The organism is Labrys miyagiensis, from assembly GCF_030160835.1.
GTDB classification, from domain to species: domain Bacteria; phylum Pseudomonadota; class Alphaproteobacteria; order Rhizobiales; family Labraceae; genus Labrys; species Labrys miyagiensis.
This window is the reverse complement of the sequence record NZ_BSPC01000048.1, coordinates 83,687-98,848: the sequence shown is the minus strand read 5'-3', so window position 1 is coordinate 98,848 and position 15,162 is coordinate 83,687. Positions and strand designations below refer to the sequence as shown.

The following is a 15,162-nucleotide window of genomic DNA, read 5'->3' as shown; positions in this document are numbered from 1 at the left end:
TCCCGGATCGGTGTGTTGGTCTTCACAGCCACATCGGCTGTCAGTCGATGTGGCGGGACCGGCATCCTCAGAGCAAGGCGGTGCCTGTCAGGGCGACATCGACAATGCGTCGATAGCACCGGGAAGACAGGCACACCATTCCCGCTCAGATCAGGAAGTGCTTTTCCATCCAGAGCATGCCCTCGGCATTGTCCTTGGTCACCACGGGACCGTCGGTCACGATGTTCTTCGGAATGCCATCTGCACCGGTCTTCTCGCCGCCGACTACGGCCGCAACACCGGCGACGATCGCGCCGCCATGGATACGGCAGGACGGATTGCGCACCGTGGCGAACATGCGGCCGTCGATGACCGCGCTGATGGCCGGCGGCATGGCATCGACACCACCGATCTTGATGTCGGTGCGGTTGTGGGCCTTCATGATATTGGCCGCGGCCAGCGCCATATCGTCATTGTGGAAGAAGGCCGCATCGATCTGCGGATATTTGGTGAGATAGGTCTCCCACAGACGGGCCGTCTTGGTGACGTCCCAGTCGGCAGGCTGGGTGTCGAGCACCTCGATGCCGGGAAACTGCTTGACCACCGATTCGAAGCCCCTCGCCCGGCCCTGCGCGCCCGTATGGCCGAGAGCTCCCTGGGTCATGATGATCTTGCCTTTGCCGCCGATAGCGTTGCACAACGCCTGCGTCACCGAGGCGCCCATGAACTCATTGTTGGGCGCAAGGAAGGAATGCACGTTGATCTTGTCGAGCGGGGCGATCAGCGTGTCCATGTCGATGACCGGGATGCCGGCATCGATCATCTTCTGCACGGGCTGGGTCAGTGTGCCGATGCCGAAGGCCTGGATGGCGACGAAGTCCCACTTCTGCGAGGCCATGTTGTCGATGGCGGCGCGCTGCTTGACGGCATCGAGCTGGCCGTCGAACCAGGTCACTTCGACATTGAAGAGCTTGCCCCAATATTCGGCCGCCTGCTTGCCCTGGGCGCACCAGGTGGCCTGAAGGCCGGCATTGGAGAAGGCCGCCTTCAGCGGCTTGTCTGAACGCCCCGCCACCTCGGCGACCTCGGCCGCGAAAGCCGGGTTCATACCGAAGCCTCCGAACAGAGCAGCGGCAGCACCTGCGGAAAACGAAGCGGTGCGAATAAAGTCCCGCCGCGTGTGCGGCGTCGAATCCTTGGTCATCATGTCCTCCGTAGCGATCTTTGCTTTCAATGCGCGCGCATTGATGCGGCCTTTTTGAGCCTGACGCAGCCAGTTGAGTCCGTTGCGCTCGGCTCATCTTATGATTGTTCGGACAAATGACAACTAGGATTCTTCGTCAATATCTCTCCCGGCCCTACCACAATTGTGGATCAAGGGCGGTGCCAACTGGTTGCGCGCATCGTTTCGACGCTAGGATCGGACATGAGCAGCCTTTCCATCGCGATCGTCGGCGCCGGCATTGCCGGACTTGCAGCAGCCTCCTTTCTTGCCGATGCCGGCCACAGGCCGGTGCTCTTCGAGCGCTTCGAAGAGGCCAAGCCGCTCGGGGCCGGGCTGCTGATTCAGCCGACGGGCCTGGCGGTGATCGAGCGCCTCGGCCTGCGGGAGGAGGCCACGAGACTGGGCTCGCGCATCGAGCGCCTTTACGGCCGCTGCGGGCCGGATGGGCCGCTGATCTTCGACCGGCGCTATGATGAGCTCTTGCCCGGCCTGCATGGCACGGCGATGCATCGGGCAAGCCTGTTCCACCTCCTGATGGGCGCCGCACTCGCCCGCGGCATCGCCCTCGAACAGGCTGCTGATATCGCGGGCGTCGAGGACCTCACGGGCCGCCCCATCCTCCTGGACGGTATGGGACGGCGGCTCGGCCCGTTCGACCTGGTTGTGGATGCCAGCGGTGCGCGCTCACGCCTGCGCGAAGCGGCCGGCCCTGTACACATCCGGCCCTACGCGCATGGCGCCGTCTGGGGCGTCGCGCGCGATACCGGCTTCCTGCGCGATGCCCTGCAGCAGCGCTACAGGACGGCGCGCTTCATGATCGGCGTGCTGCCCGTGGGGCGCCTGCCCGACGATCCCGCACCACTGGATGCCTTCTTCTGGAGCCTGCCGGTGGAGAATCTCGAGCGCTGGAACCAGACCGATCTCGGCGCTTGGCGCGAGGAGGTCGCGGCGATCTGGCCGGAAACCCTGGCTCTCACCGCACAATTCACGCGCAACGACCAGCTGACGCAGGCGCGCTACGCGCAGCTCACCGTCGCGGAGCCGGTGCGCGGGCGCCTCGCGCTGATCGGCGATGCCTGGCACCAGACCAGCCCCCAGCTCGGCCAGGGCGCCAACATGGCGCTGCTCGATGCCGCCGCGCTTGCCGATGCCATCGCCCTCCATAGCAATCTCGGCGAAGCCCTCGCCGCCTTCGTCGCCGGCCGCCGTGCCCATATCCGCTTCTACCAGATGGCCAGCACGGTCCTGACGCAGTTCTTCCAGTCCCATTCCCGGCTCACAGGCCCGCTGCGCAACGCCACCTTTGGCCCGATGGGCAGGCTGCCCTGGCTGAAGACAGAAATGGTCAAGACGCTGGCAGGACTGAAGACGGGGCCGTTCTCGTGGAAGAAGGCGGAGGAACTGGCGGGGTTGAAAGGGCGAATGCCTCGGCCAATTCGAGGGCTTGCCGAGGAGCAGCCCTGACGGAGCAAGGCGCCGTGGCTGGGACCGCGGGCGTCCTCGTTCGCTCTTGGAAACGGGTCGCTCCACGATAGGGGAAGAGCGGACGAGGACGTCCGCGCTCCCAGAGCTACCGATAGAGGTCCTCTCTCGTCGGCGGCAGCCCCGACGGGCCTTTCGCCTTCTTCGAGGCCAGCGTCTGGAAGATGCCCACGGCCGAGCGCTCGAAGGCAAGAGAGCAGCCAGCAAGATAGAGCAACCAGATCCGCGTCTTCGCCTCACCCACCTCGCCGGCGGCCTCATCGCGCCTGGCGTAGAGGTTTTCGGTCCAGGCCTTGGTGGTGCGGGCGTAATGTTCGCGCCAGGCCTCGACGTCATGCACCTCGAAACCATGGCTCTCCAGGCCATTGGCCGACATGCCGACGGTGTCGAGCTCGCCGCCCGGGAAGATGTAGCGTGTCAGCGCCGCAAATTCCGGGCGCTTCCTGCGGAAGGTCTTCATGTTGCGCTTGGCCGGGCGGGCGATGGCGTGATGGAGGTAGAGGCCACGCGGACGAAGCAGGCTGTGGATCTTGCGGAAATAGGCGTCGTGATTGTCGAGGCCGACATGCTCGAACATGCCGATCGAGGCGATCTTATCGAAGCTGCCGGTGACATCGCGGTAGTCCTTCAGTTCCACCGTCACCTTGTCCTGCAGGCCGAGCCTGGCGATGCGCTCCTGCGCGAAGTCGTATTGCTCCTGCGCCAGGGTCACGCCATGGGCGGTGACGCCGTAATGCTGGGCAGCGTGGCAGATCAGGCCGGCCCAGCCCGAGCCGATGTCGAGCATGCGATCGCCTGGCTGCAGGCGCAGCTTGCGGCAGATCATGTCGAACTTGGCGGTCTGCGCTTCGTCGAGCGTGGTCTCGGGCTTCGGCCAATAGGCGCAGGTATAGGCCATGGTCGGGCCGAGGAAGAGGCCGTAGAACGCGTTGGACAGGTCGTAGTGGAATTGCACCAGCGGCTTGTCGTCCCGCCCTTTTTCGACCTTGTCGGCGATATCGCCGGCATAGTCGTGCTTCTCCAACTGCTCTTCTTTCTTCGGGAGCGAGCGCATGAGAAAGGGCCAGAGGCCGCGGGCGAGTTGCACCTTGCTGAGGCGCTTGAACAGGCCCTTGGTGTTCATGCTGCCGCGCCGGGCGGCGACATCGAGCAAGGTGCCGCCTTCGATGCGCAGGCTGCCATCGGCCAGAAGCTGGATGAGCTGGTCGAAGCCCTTGCCCAAGGGCGCCTTGCGCACCAGCCTGGTAATGGCTTCCGGGTTCATGATCTTCAGGCGAAGATCGGTGCGGGCGTCCTTGCCGAGCGGCAATACCTCGCCATTCCATAATTCGACGGCAAAATCCGCCTGCAACTGGTCGGCCAGATGGGTGATCAGCCGCCTTGCCACTTCAATATATCTGTCCACGGAGCCTCCGCCTATTGCGAGGCGTTATACCGTGATCTCCTGGCGGCGCCAGTATTTCAGTGAAGCAGGAACTCCTGCCCCACGGCCCGCAATTCAGCCGGCTTGATCAGGCCGCTATGCGAGACGGTGACCGAATGAAGCGCCCCCTCGAGCCTGTCCCGCCAGAAGGCGAGGAATTTGTGCAGCTCGGGGAAGACGGGGGCCAGATCGTATTCCTGCCAGATATAGGTCTGCAGCACGGCCGGATGATCTGGCAAGCGATAGAGAATACTGGCCGTGGTGAGGCCGTACCCTTCCAACTGACGACGAAACGCAACCGACACCATAGATGGTACCTCCTGCGAGAGTAACGCGCATATTGCACCGCAAGAGTCACATTCCTGCAATGAAAATTTTGTTAATAATTGTTCAAAATCAATATGTTAGCACTCACCCTCCAAGAGTGCTGCCAGAGGAGAAAGCGCAGGTCGGTGTGAGACCTCCAGCTCGACATGGAAACGAGACGTCACAAGGAAGGACCGCCCTGGAGATGAGCATCTTTTCCGCATACACAGCGCTTCCGTGCCGATCTGGAGGTCGGCACACCGTTTACCTCGGCGCCTTGGCGCAGCAGCCTCTCAGAAATACTTTCGCGCAAAGCCTGGCACGGTAGGCGATCTCCTCCTCGTCGGGGGCTTTGCGGCGCCCGAGCATGACGGCGCGCTGCAACTCCATGATCATCATGCCGCGCAGCATGCCGGTCGCCGCCTGGGTATCCGACAGGTCGAGGAGTCCGCGCTCGGTCTGCCGGCGCAGCCAGGTCTCGATGGCCGTGTTGGTGCGCATCACGGCGGTCTCGTAGAAGACGTTGCCGATCTCCGGGAAACGGTCGGATTCCCCGATCACCAGGCGGTTGAGGGCAATCGTCTCCTCGCTCAGCGTCAGCTTGCCATAGGCGACGAGGATGCGTTCCAGCGCCGGCACAAGCCCGTCCTCGTCCAGCGCTTCATCATCGATCACCAGCATGAACAGGTGGATGCGGTCGGCCACGACCTTCGCAAACATGTCAGCCTTGGTCGGGATCAGCCGATACATCGTCTTGGTGGAGACCCCTGCCCGCTGCGCCACCGCACTCATGCTGGTGCCTGCATAGCCATTGACCTGGAATTCCTTGGCCGCGGCTTCGATCACCAGATGCCGGGTCTCCTCATCGGACCGGACCTGAGGCCGGCCGCGCTGGCGCTTCACCAGGAGTTGATTTTGTCGCATGGCGATTTTCCAATTTTCCATTGACAGCGGGCTATTGCATCTTATTTTAGAAAACAATTGATTTCCTAATTAAGACATGCCGACCGGCCCTGCAAGGGCGGCCATAGGAAAACGAGGCAAATAACATGACCAAGCATTCCCCATCCCTCGAGATCGACCGCCCAATTCCGGCCGCCGAGGCTGCTCCCGGCCTGGATATCACCGCCAAGCCGGCCGTGCCCCCCGTTGTTGCACCCCCTGCTCCCACGAAGAAGAGCCGCCTGCGCAAACCGCTCCTGATCGGCGCCAGCTTGCTGATTCTCGCCGGCGCCGCCTATTACGGCGAACAGTACTGGACGGTCGGCCGCTTCCAGGTTTCGACCGACGATGCCTATGTCCAGGCCGACAACACCACCATCGCTCCCAAGATTTCGGGCTACCTTTCTGACGTCCTGGTCGGCGACAATGAAACCGTCAAGGCCGGCCAGGTGCTCGCCCGCATTGACGACCGCGACTTCAAGGTGGCGCTCGACCAGGCCAAGGCCGATGTCCTCGCCGCCCAGGCGGCCATCGCCGGCAAGCAGGCGGCGCTCGACACCCAGCAGTCGATCATCGACGCCGCCAAAGCGACGATCACGGTCGACCAAGCCAACGAGACCTTCGCCGAACAGGACGACAAGCGCTATGCCTCCCTCGCCAATCAGGGCTTCGGCAGCGTGCAGAACGCCCAGCAGGCGAGTGCCCGCATCTTGGCCGCCCGCGCCACCATCCAGCGCGATACCGCTGCCCTGGTCACCGCAACCAAGCAGGTCGACAGCCTAAAGGCCGAGCTGGCCCAGGCGCAGGCTACGCTCGCCCATGACCAGGCGGTGCAGCACCAGGCCGAACTCAACTTGTCCTATACGAACGTCGTCTCGCCGGTGGCTGGCGTGGTCGGCAACCGCACGCTCAGGGTCGGCCAATATGTCCAGGCTGGCACGCAGCTGATGGCGGTGGTGCCGACGCAGGCGGCCTATATCGTGGCCAACTACAAGGAGACCCAGCTCACCGACGTCCACGCCGGCCAGCCCGTCGATATCGATGTCGACATGTTCCCAGGCGCCAGCTTCAAGGGCCATGTCGACAGCCTGGCCCCGGCGAGCGGACAGGAATTCGCGTTACTGCCGCCCGATAACGCCACCGGCAACTTCACCAAGGTGGTGCAGCGCATCCCGGTGAAGATCGTGCTCGATGCCGGCAGCCCGCTGGCGAGCGAGTTGCGCCCCGGCATGTCGGTCTACCCGACGATCGAGACGAAGTAATCCCGGGAGCGCGGACGTCCTCGTCCACTCTTCCCCCAACCCCAACCCGTCGCGTTTCCAAGAGGCGGACGAGGACGTCCGCACTCCCAGGGAATCACGTCCATGTCCAACCCAGCCATCCCAGCCCCTGAAAAGGCCAGCATCACCACCTGGATTGCAATCCTCGCCGGCATGATCGGCGCCTTCATGGCCATCCTCAATATCCAGATCACCAATGCATCGCTGCTCGATATCGAGGGCGGCATCGGCACCGGCGTCGACAATGGCGCCTGGATCTCGACCTCCTATCTGATCGGCGAGATCGTGGTGATCCCGCTGACCAATTATTTCAGTCGCGTCTTCTCCTTCCGCAATTACATGATCGCGAGCACGGTGTTCTTCGCCCTGTTCTCGATGGCCTGCGCCTTCACCCATGATCTCGGCTCGATGATCGCCATGCGCGGCCTGCAGGGTTTCGCCGGCGGTGTGCTGATCCCCATGGCCTTCACCATGGTGGTCACCAAGCTGCCCAAGGCCCAGCAGCCGGTCGGCATGGCGATGTTTGCCCTCGCGGTGACCTTCGCGCCCGCCATCGGCCCCACCATCGGCGGCTACCTCACCGAGAATTATGGCTGGCAGACCATCTTCTTCATCAACACGGCCCCGAGCATCATCATGGTGATCGCGCTCTATTTCACGCTGGAGCGCGAGCCGATGAACTTCGGTCTCCTCAAGGAGGGCGACTGGGCGGGTATCATCACTATGGCTGTCGGTCTGTCGGCTCTGCAGACCATGCTTGAAGAAGGCAACAAGGACGACTGGTTCCAGTCCACCTTCATCGTGCGCCTCGCCGTCACCGCCTTCGTCTTCCTCAGCGCCTTCATCTGGATCGAGCTGACGGTGAGCAAGCCGCTGGTCGATCTCAGACTGCTGAAGAACCGCAATTTCGGTATCGGCACGCTGTCCAATGTGCTGGTCGGTTTCGCCCTGTTCGGCTCGGTCTATGTGCTGCCGCAATATCTCGGCCAGGTGCAGGGCTATAATGCCGAGCAGATCGGCCAGGTGTTGGCCTGGACCGGCCTGCCCCAGCTCCTGCTCATCCCGCTGGTACCGCGCATGATGAAGAGCTTCGACGTGCGCCATATCGGCTTTGTCGGCATCGCGCTGTTCGCCATCAGTTGCTTCATGAACATCTCGATGTCGGCGAACTATTCGGGCGACCAGTTCTTCGTGCCCAACATGGTGCGCGCGGTCGGCCAGGCCATGGTGATCACGCCGCTGACGGCGATCGCCATGCTCGGCATCGGTCCCAAGGACGCCGCCAATGCCTCGGGCCTGTTCAATATGCTGCGCAATCTCGGCGGCGCGGTCGGCACGGCGAGCCTCTCGACCATCATCACCAAGCGCGAGCAGTTCCACTCCAACATCATCGGCCAGTCAGTGACGACCTATCGGGACGTGGTGCGCGAGCGCATCGACCAGATGACGGGCTATTTTCAGTCGCACGGCATCACCGACCAGGCCCTCGCCCATCACAAGGCGATCGCCGCCCTCGGCAACATCGTCAAGAAGCAGGCCCTGATCCTGGGCTTCAGCGACACCTTCGCCGTGATCGGCGTGATGTTGGCGATCGCCGCCGTCTCGCTGCTGTTCGCCCGCAAGGGACAAGTGACGGGCGGGGCCGGGACGCACTAACCTGGGAGCGCGGACTTCCAGTCCGCTCTTGAACCGCCTACGCAAACGACAAGGGCGCCAACGTTATGGTTGGCGCCCTCTCTTTTATTCGAGCTGTTTCCAAGAGCGGACTGGAAGTCCACGCTCCCAGCTTAATTGCGGGCCTTGTCGACCAGCTTGTTCTTGCCGATCCAGGGCATCATGCCGCGCAGCTTCTCGCCGACGGCTTCGATCTGGTGGGCGTCGTTCTGGCGGCGGATGCCCTTGAAGCGCGAAGCGCCGGCGCGGTATTCCTGCATCCATTCCGAGGTGAACTTGCCGGTCTGAATGTCCTTGAGCACACGCTTCATCTCGGCCTTGGTCGCATCGGTGATGATGCGCGGGCCGGAGACATATTCGCCCCACTCGGCGGTGTTGGAGATCGAATAGTTCATGTTGGCGATGCCGCCCTCGTAGATGAGGTCGACGATTAGCTTCACCTCGTGCAGGCACTCGAAATACGCCATTTCGGGAGCGTAGCCGGCTTCCACCAGCGTCTCGAAGCCAGCGCGGATCAGCTCGACCAGGCCGCCGCAGAGCACGACCTGCTCGCCGAACAAGTCCGTCTCGCACTCTTCCTTGAAGTTGGTCTCGATCACACCCGAACGGCCGCCGCCGACGCCGCAGGCGTAGGAGAGCGCGATGTCATGGGCGTTGCCGGAAGCATCGTGATGGACGGCGATCAGGCAGGGCACGCCACCGCCCTTCTGGTATTCGCCGCGCACGGTGTGGCCCGGGCCCTTCGGGGCGATCATGATGACGTCGACGGTCTTCTTCGGCTCGATCAGGCCGAAATGCACATTGAGGCCGTGGGCGAAGGCGATGGCGGCGCCGTCCTTGATGTGGGGCGCGATCTCGTCGCGATAGATGTCGGCTTGCAGCTCGTCAGGGGTCGCCATCATCAGGAGGTCGCCCCACTTGGCGGCTTCCGGCACGGTCATGACCTTGAGGCCGTCGGCCTCGACCTTCTTGGCGGTGGTGGAGTCGGGGCGCAGCGCGATGGCGATGTCCTTGACGCCGGAATCCTTGAGGTTCATCGCATGGGCGCGGCCCTGGGAGCCATAGCCGACGATGACGACCTTCTTCTTCTTGATCAGGTTGAGATCGGCGTCACGATCATAATAAACGCGCATGGTCCTTCGTCCTTCAGACATTTCCAGGGGGAAGATGATTGATGGGGGCGAATAGCCCTTCATCGGGTGGGTGGCAAGTTTCGTTGCGGGAAAAAGCGCGGGAAGCTTTGTTTATTTCGCGCTCGAGTAATAAGACGATGGAAACTCGATCTACACCCTCCCCATCAAGGGGAGGGTGAAAGGCGGCTCAGCCACCGAGCGGGTCCGGGCCGCGCGAAATGGCGGCGATGCCGGTGCGGCAGACTTCGACGAGGCCGATCGGGCGCATCAGCTCGATGAACTGGTCGAGCTTGTCGCCCCTGCCGGTGAGCTCGAACACGAAGCTCTCGACGGTGGCGTCGATGACGCGGGCGCGGAAGGCATCGGCGATACGCAGGGCCTCGCCCCTCTGCTCGCCCTTGCCGCGCACCTTGATCAGCATCAGCTCGCGCTCCAGCGCCCTGCCGGTCTCGGTGAGGTCGACCACCTTGTGCACCGGCACGAGGCGGTCGAGCTGCGCCTTGATCTGCTCGATCACGCTCTTGGTGCCCGTGGTCACCACCGTGATGCGCGAGACATGCTCGGCATGCTGGGTCTCGGACACCGTAAGGCTCTCGATATTGTAGCCGCGGCCCGAGAACAGTCCGACGACGCGGGCAAGAATACCCGGCTCGTTGTCGACCTCGACCACCAGCGTGTGGGTGGAGATGGTCTCGGCCGTGGAGGCCATGAAGTAGGCAGATCCGGTCATAATATCTTCCTGGGAGCGCGGACATCCTGTCCGCTCTTGGAAACGATGTGCTTGCTGGAAAAGAAGAGCGGACAGGATGTCCGCGCTCCCTGCGCACGCAAGTGCGTGCGCGGAATCACACCAATTGCTTGCCCTTGGCGTCGATCACGCTGCCGATATCGACGGCCGCATCGCCCAGGATCATCTCGTTATGCGCCTTGCCCGAGGGGATCATCGGGAAGCAGTTCTCGGACTTGTCGACACGGCAGTCAAAAATGACCGGATGCGGCGAATCGATCATCTCCTTGATCGCCGCGTCGAGATCGCCCGGCCTGGAGCAGCGGATGCCGACGCCGCCATAGGCTTCCGCCAGCTTGACGAAGTCGGGCAGCGCCGCCGAATAGCTCTCCGAATAGCGCCCGCCATGCAGCAATTCCTGCCACTGGCGCACCATGCCCATATATTCGTTGTTGAGGATGAAGATCTTCACCGGCAGGCGGTACTGCACCGCCGTCGACATCTCCTGCAGCATCATCTGGATCGAGGCCTCGCCGGCGATATCGATCACCAGCGCCTTGGGATGGGCGAGCTGCACGCCGATCGCCGCTGGGAAGCCATAGCCCATGGTGCCCAGGCCTCCGGAAGTCATCCAGCGCTTGGGATCCTGGAAATGGAAATGCTGGGCCGCCCACATCTGGTGCTGGCCGACCTCGGTAGTGATGTAGACGTCGCGATCCCTAGTGAGCTGGTAGAGCCGCTCGATGGCGTATTGCGGCTTGATCACCTCGTCCGAGTGCCGGTAGTTGAGCGACTTGCGCGCACGCCAGCCCTCGATCTCGCTCCACCAGCTCTTCAGCGCGGCCTTGTCCACCGTCGGTTTCAGTTCGCGCCAGGCGGTGAGCATCTGCTCCAGCACATGGGCGCAATCACCGACGATGCCGATATCGACCTTGACGTTCTTGTTGATCGAAGAGGGATCGATGTCGACATGGATCTTGCGGCTATGCGGCGAGAAGGCGTCGATGCGGCCAGTGATGCGATCGTCGAAGCGGGCGCCGATATTGATCAGCACGTCGCAATCATGCATCGCCATATTGGCTTCGTAGGTGCCGTGCATGCCGAGCATGCCGAGCCACTGCGGATCGGCAGCCGGATAGGCGCCGAGGCCCATCAGGGTCGACGTCACGGGATGACTCGTCAGCTTGGCGAATTCGCGCAGCAGCGCCGTGGCGCGCGGGCCCGCATTGATCACGCCGCCGCCGGTATAAAACACCGGCTTCCTGGCGCTGGCGATCAGCGCCACCGCCGCCTTCACCTTGTCCTGGTCGCCTTCCAGCCGAGGCCGGTAGGTCTTGTGGATGTTGTCGGTGGGCTTGAAATATTCGCCCACCTTGAACTGGATGTCCTTGGGGATATCGATCAGCACCGGGCCGGGCCGGCCGGACGAGGCGATCAGGAAGGCCTCGTGCAGAATGCGAGGCAGGTCCTCGATGCGCTTCACCAGGTAATTATGCTTGGTGCAATGGCGGGTGATGCCGATGGTGTCGGCTTCCTGGAAGGCGTCCGAACCGATCAGATGCGTCGGCACCTGGCCGGTGATGCACACCAGCGGGATGGAGTCCATCAGGGCGTCGGTCAGGCCGGTCACGGCATTGGTGGCGCCGGGGCCGGAGGTCACCAGCACGCAGCCCACCTTGCCGGTCGAGCGCGCATAGCCCTCGGCGGCATGAACGGCGGCCTGTTCGTGGCGGACGAGGATGTGACGGAGCTTTTCCTGATGGAAGATCGCATCATAGATCGGCAGAACCGCACCGCCGGGATAGCCGAACAGGGTGTCGGCACCCTGGTCGATCATGGCTTGCACCACCATTTCCGCGCCGGTCATTTGCTTCGTCGACATCGCCTTTTTCCTTGGCTTTCAGACTTCGAATTTCATTCGTCGGGTTTTAGGCAATAAAAAAGGCCCTCAAGGGGCCCATGTGCGTCATCGCAGGAGATTCGGGACCTATGCCCGCTCCACCGACGACGCCAAACCTACGATAAGAATGTTGCGCAACGGAGCGCTCCTCTTTGCGAAAGTTACGGGGTTTTAAGAGCTTGAGTCGAAGCGGTCAAGCGCTGATTACGAGAAAGTGATATTTGCTGCACGTTCCCGGGGGGCGGGTCTTCAGACCCGGCTCTTTCCCGCCTATGCTCTTGGTAAGCCGGGTCTGAAGACCCACCCCCCCATTGCGTCCCGCTGCATCGCGCCTACCCGTTCGCCCTCGCCATGCCCTTGTCGGCATCCGTGGGACCTGCGATGCGCACCTCCTCGCCCTCCTCCAGCCCATCGGGCGGCAATGCGATCAGGCGGTCCTTGGCCGTCAGGCCAGAGCCGATCTCGATCTTGTCCAGCGCAACAATCGCAGCGAGTTCAGGGCACGGTATCCGTTCCTATCGCCGCTGCCAGCTCACCACCGCGAAGGAAGCATCGTCCCCCTCCCCACGCGGGAAGGCCACGCGCGAGATTTCCTGCCATTCCTGCGACGAGAAGGCAGGGAAGACGGCATCGCCCTTGGCTTCGAGATCGAGCTCCGTGAGCAACAGCCGATCGGCCTTGGCCAGGGCCTGCTGGTAGATGGTGGCTCCGCCGGCGACAACAATGGCGTCGGCACCCATCTCCGCCGCGACTTCCTGGCCGCGCGCCAGGGCGGCCTCGATGCTGTCCGCTACCTCCACGCCCTCGGCGATGAAGGCCTTGTCATGCGTGACCACGATGCTGCGCCGTCCCGGCAGCGGACGGCCGATGGACTGGTAGGTCTTGCGCCCCATGATCAGCGGCTTGCCCATGGTCGCCGCCTTGAACTGCCTGAGGTCCGAACGCATGTGCCAGGGCAGGCCGTTGTCGACGCCGATGACGCGGTTGCGGGCCATGGCGGCGACCATGATGACGGGAACGGGCATGGGCTCTCCTGGGAGCGCGGACGTCCTCGTCCGCTCTTGGAACCTCGGCGTAGCAGGAAGATGCGAGACCGTCGTGCCTTCGTCTGAGAGGCCGCCGGTTCAAGAGCGGACAAGGACGTCCGCGCTCCCAGGCTACACCGCGATCGGCGCCTCGATTGCGGGGTGCGACTGGTAGTCCTCGATCACGAAGTCCTCGAACTTGTAATCGAGGATCGAAGCGGGCTTCCTGGCAAAACGCAGCTTCGGCCAGGGCAGCGGCGTGCGGCTGAGCTGCTCGCGCACCAGATCGCCGTGATTTTCGTAGACATGCGTGTCGCCGCCGAACCAGACGAACTCGCCGGGCTCAAGGTCGCATTGCTGCGCCAGCATGCGGATCAGCAGCGAGGCCGTCATGATGTTGTAGGGAACGCCGAGGCCGACATCGCAGGAGCGCTGGTGTAAGAGGCCCGAGAGCCGGCCGTTCGCCACGAAATACTGATATGTCGTGTGGCAGGGCGGCAGCGCCATGCCGTCGAGTTCAGCCACGTTCCAGCCGGTGAACATCAGCCGCCGCGAGGTCGGGTTGGTGCGGATATCGTGTATCAGCTTGGCGATCTGGTCGATGCCTTCGGGATCGCGGCGATAGAGCTGCTCTTCGCCCTCGACATCGGTCGGCACGAATAGCGGCCAATGCCGCCATTGCGCGCCGTAGACCGGACCGAGATCGCCCCAACGCTCGGCAAAGGCTTCGTCGGCGACGATGCGCGCCTCGAAATCCTTCTGGGAGATCGGGTCGCCGGTCTCACTGCGATATTTGGCGAGAGGCCAGTCCGTCCAGATCGTCACCTTGTCGCGGAGCAGCGGCCGGATATTGGTGCCGCCATCGAGGAACCACAGCAGCTCGCGCACAATCGTCTTCCAGGAGACGCGCTTGGTGGTGAGCAGCGGCATCGTGCCGTCGGAAAGATCGAAGCGCAGCGTCTGCCCGAACAGAGCGCGCGTGCCGACGCCCGTACGGTCGCGCCGCGGCGAACCCTCACGCCAGACGCGTTCGAGGAGTTCCAGATAGGCCTGTTCGGGATGTGGTTTGTGGGTGCGATCGAGCATGAGGCTTATATAACCTCCCAAGAGCGATTCCGCGACGTCCGAACAGTGTCATCCACCGATGATCAACGCCGAGTAAACGATCATAATGCAAGCGTGAAATCGCGGAGCGCATGTCCCTGCGCATAGAGCAGTGCCGTCAGGTCCCCATGCTCCACCCGCATCCGCGCGGCGGCCGCCACAGCGGGCTTGGCGCGGAAGGCGACGCCGAGCCCCGCTTCCCCCAGCATGGCGAGATCGTTGGCCCCGTCGCCTACTGCCACGGTGTCGGAAGCCGCCAGCCCCCTCTCCCGCCGCAAGCGTTCAAGATTGGCGCGCTTGGCCTCCTTGCCGAGAATCGGCTCCGCCACCTCGCCGGTGAGATGGCCGTCTTTCACCAGCAGAACATTGGAGTGATGCTCGTCAAAGCCCACCATCTCGCCAATCCGTGCCGTGAACAGGGTGAAGCCGCCTGAGACCAGCGCCGTATAGGCGCCGTGCGCCCGCATGGTGCGCACCAGCTCGGGCCCGCCCGAGGTCAGCGTCAGGCGCTCGCGGATCACCTCGTCGACGATACCCGCCGGCAGGCCCTTGAGCAGCATCACGCGCTCGCGCAGGGCCGGCTCGAAGGCGATCTCGCCGCGCATGGCCCGTTCGGTGATCTCGGCCACCAGCGCCTTGGCGCCGACGAAATCGGCGAGTTCGTCGATGCATTCCTGGCCTATCATGGTCGAATCCATGTCGGCGAGGAAAAGATGCTTGCGCCGTCCCGCGCCTTCCTGCACCACCAGATCGACCGGGATGCCGGCCAGCGCCTCGCGCAGTCGCGCCTCGATGGCCTGCGACGCGGCATCGGCGGCGCAGGCGATGTCGGCGGCGATGCCGGGGGCAAGGATCACCGGGCTCTGTGGAGCGCTCAGCGCCTCGGCTGCCCGCGACAGCGCCTCGGCGTTGATGGCGGGCCGGTCGGGATGGGAGATCAGCGTGGCGACAAGGGACATGAC

At 63.4% G+C, this 15,162-nt stretch carries 13 protein-coding genes; 3 read left to right on the top strand and 10 right to left on the bottom strand.

Annotation, left to right across the window (positions count from 1 at the left end; genetic code table 11):
- Positions 1 to 145 precede the first annotated feature (145 nt).
- Positions 146 to 1,183, bottom strand: a complete 1,038-nt coding sequence (locus QQL24_RS21645; protein WP_284314372.1) for a sugar ABC transporter substrate-binding protein — start codon at positions 1,181 to 1,183, stop codon at positions 146 to 148.
- 222 nt (positions 1,184 to 1,405) lie between these two features.
- Here QQL24_RS21645 and QQL24_RS21640 point away from each other — a divergent pair, with 222 nt between their 5' ends.
- Positions 1,406 to 2,668, top strand: a complete 1,263-nt coding sequence (locus QQL24_RS21640; protein WP_284314371.1) for an FAD-dependent oxidoreductase — start codon at positions 1,406 to 1,408, stop codon at positions 2,666 to 2,668.
- A gap of 106 nt (positions 2,669 to 2,774) precedes the next feature.
- Here the strand turns inward: QQL24_RS21640 and QQL24_RS21635 are convergent, their stop codons facing one another.
- The 3 genes from QQL24_RS21635 to QQL24_RS21625 form a co-directional block, all read right to left on the bottom strand.
- Positions 2,775 to 4,091, bottom strand: a complete 1,317-nt coding sequence (locus QQL24_RS21635; protein ID WP_284314370.1) for an SAM-dependent methyltransferase — start codon at positions 4,089 to 4,091, stop codon at positions 2,775 to 2,777.
- Between the two features lie 56 nt (positions 4,092 to 4,147).
- A complete protein-coding gene (locus QQL24_RS21630; protein WP_284314369.1) occupies positions 4,148 to 4,417 on the bottom strand; it encodes an usg protein in 270 nt (89 codons plus the stop codon).
- 262 nt (positions 4,418 to 4,679) lie between these two features.
- Positions 4,680 to 5,339 carry a TetR/AcrR family transcriptional regulator gene (locus QQL24_RS21625; protein ID WP_284314368.1) on the bottom strand — a complete coding sequence of 220 codons (660 nt, stop codon included), beginning with the start codon at positions 5,337 to 5,339 and terminating at the stop codon, positions 4,680 to 4,682.
- A gap of 125 nt (positions 5,340 to 5,464) precedes the next feature.
- Here QQL24_RS21625 and QQL24_RS21620 point away from each other — a divergent pair, with 125 nt between their 5' ends.
- Together QQL24_RS21620 and QQL24_RS21615 are read left to right on the top strand one after the other, a co-directional pair.
- Entirely contained in the window at positions 5,465 to 6,619 is a 1,155-nt protein-coding gene (locus QQL24_RS21620) for an HlyD family secretion protein (protein ID WP_284314367.1), read from the top strand.
- Positions 6,620 to 6,721: 102 nt separating this feature from the next.
- On the top strand, positions 6,722 to 8,293 hold the full coding sequence (locus QQL24_RS21615) for an MDR family MFS transporter (RefSeq protein WP_284314366.1): 1,572 nt from the start codon (positions 6,722 to 6,724) through the stop codon (positions 8,291 to 8,293).
- 131 nt (positions 8,294 to 8,424) lie between these two features.
- On the opposite strand, the gene ilvC is transcribed toward QQL24_RS21615, so the two are convergent.
- The 6 genes from ilvC to serB form a co-directional block, all read right to left on the bottom strand.
- Complete coding sequence (ilvC, locus tag QQL24_RS21610) at positions 8,425 to 9,444, bottom strand: ketol-acid reductoisomerase (RefSeq protein WP_284314365.1); 1,020 nt, start codon at positions 9,442 to 9,444, stop codon at positions 8,425 to 8,427.
- A gap of 187 nt (positions 9,445 to 9,631) precedes the next feature.
- On the bottom strand, positions 9,632 to 10,174 hold the full coding sequence (gene ilvN, locus QQL24_RS21605) for an acetolactate synthase small subunit (RefSeq protein ID WP_284314364.1): 543 nt from the start codon (positions 10,172 to 10,174) through the stop codon (positions 9,632 to 9,634).
- Between the two features lie 115 nt (positions 10,175 to 10,289).
- A complete protein-coding gene (locus QQL24_RS21600; protein ID WP_284314363.1) occupies positions 10,290 to 12,053 on the bottom strand; it encodes an acetolactate synthase 3 large subunit in 1,764 nt (587 codons plus the stop codon).
- A 533-nt stretch (positions 12,054 to 12,586) separates the two neighbouring features.
- Positions 12,587 to 13,096, bottom strand: coding sequence for a dihydrofolate reductase (locus QQL24_RS21595; RefSeq protein WP_284314362.1), 510 nt, complete (start codon positions 13,094 to 13,096; stop codon positions 12,587 to 12,589).
- 132 nt (positions 13,097 to 13,228) lie between these two features.
- The gene (thyA, locus tag QQL24_RS21590; protein WP_284314361.1) at positions 13,229 to 14,182 is read right to left on the bottom strand and encodes a thymidylate synthase; all 954 of its coding nucleotides are present in this window, start codon (positions 14,180 to 14,182) and stop codon (positions 13,229 to 13,231) included.
- Positions 14,183 to 14,262: 80 nt separating this feature from the next.
- Positions 14,263 to 15,159 carry a phosphoserine phosphatase SerB gene (gene serB / locus QQL24_RS21585; protein WP_284314360.1) on the bottom strand — a complete coding sequence of 299 codons (897 nt, stop codon included), beginning with the start codon at positions 15,157 to 15,159 and terminating at the stop codon, positions 14,263 to 14,265.
- Positions 15,160 to 15,162 lie beyond the last annotated feature (3 nt).

Bases quoted from the DNA above. Each gene is read 5' to 3' on its own strand.
- QQL24_RS21615 (WP_284314366.1), top strand. From the start codon at position 6,722: ATGTCCAACCCAGCCATCCCAGCCCCTGAAAAGGCCAGCATCACCACC.
- QQL24_RS21620 (WP_284314367.1), top strand. From the start codon at position 5,465: ATGACCAAGCATTCCCCATCCCTCGAGATCGACCGCCCAATTCCGGCC.
- QQL24_RS21630 (WP_284314369.1), bottom strand. From the start codon at position 4,417: ATGGTGTCGGTTGCGTTTCGTCGTCAGTTGGAAGGGTACGGCCTCACC.
- QQL24_RS21640 (WP_284314371.1), top strand. From the start codon at position 1,406: ATGAGCAGCCTTTCCATCGCGATCGTCGGCGCCGGCATTGCCGGACTT.
- QQL24_RS21600 (WP_284314363.1), bottom strand. From the start codon at position 12,053: ATGTCGACGAAGCAAATGACCGGCGCGGAAATGGTGGTGCAAGCCATG.
- QQL24_RS21625 (WP_284314368.1), bottom strand. From the start codon at position 5,339: ATGCGACAAAATCAACTCCTGGTGAAGCGCCAGCGCGGCCGGCCTCAG.
- thyA (WP_284314361.1), bottom strand. From the start codon at position 14,182: ATGCTCGATCGCACCCACAAACCACATCCCGAACAGGCCTATCTGGAA.
- serB (WP_284314360.1), bottom strand. From the start codon at position 15,159: ATGTCCCTTGTCGCCACGCTGATCTCCCATCCCGACCGGCCCGCCATC.
- QQL24_RS21645 (WP_284314372.1), bottom strand. From the start codon at position 1,183: ATGACCAAGGATTCGACGCCGCACACGCGGCGGGACTTTATTCGCACC.
- ilvN (WP_284314364.1), bottom strand. From the start codon at position 10,174: ATGACCGGATCTGCCTACTTCATGGCCTCCACGGCCGAGACCATCTCC.
- ilvC (WP_284314365.1), bottom strand. From the start codon at position 9,444: ATGCGCGTTTATTATGATCGTGACGCCGATCTCAACCTGATCAAGAAG.
- QQL24_RS21595 (WP_284314362.1), bottom strand. From the start codon at position 13,096: ATGCCCGTTCCCGTCATCATGGTCGCCGCCATGGCCCGCAACCGCGTC.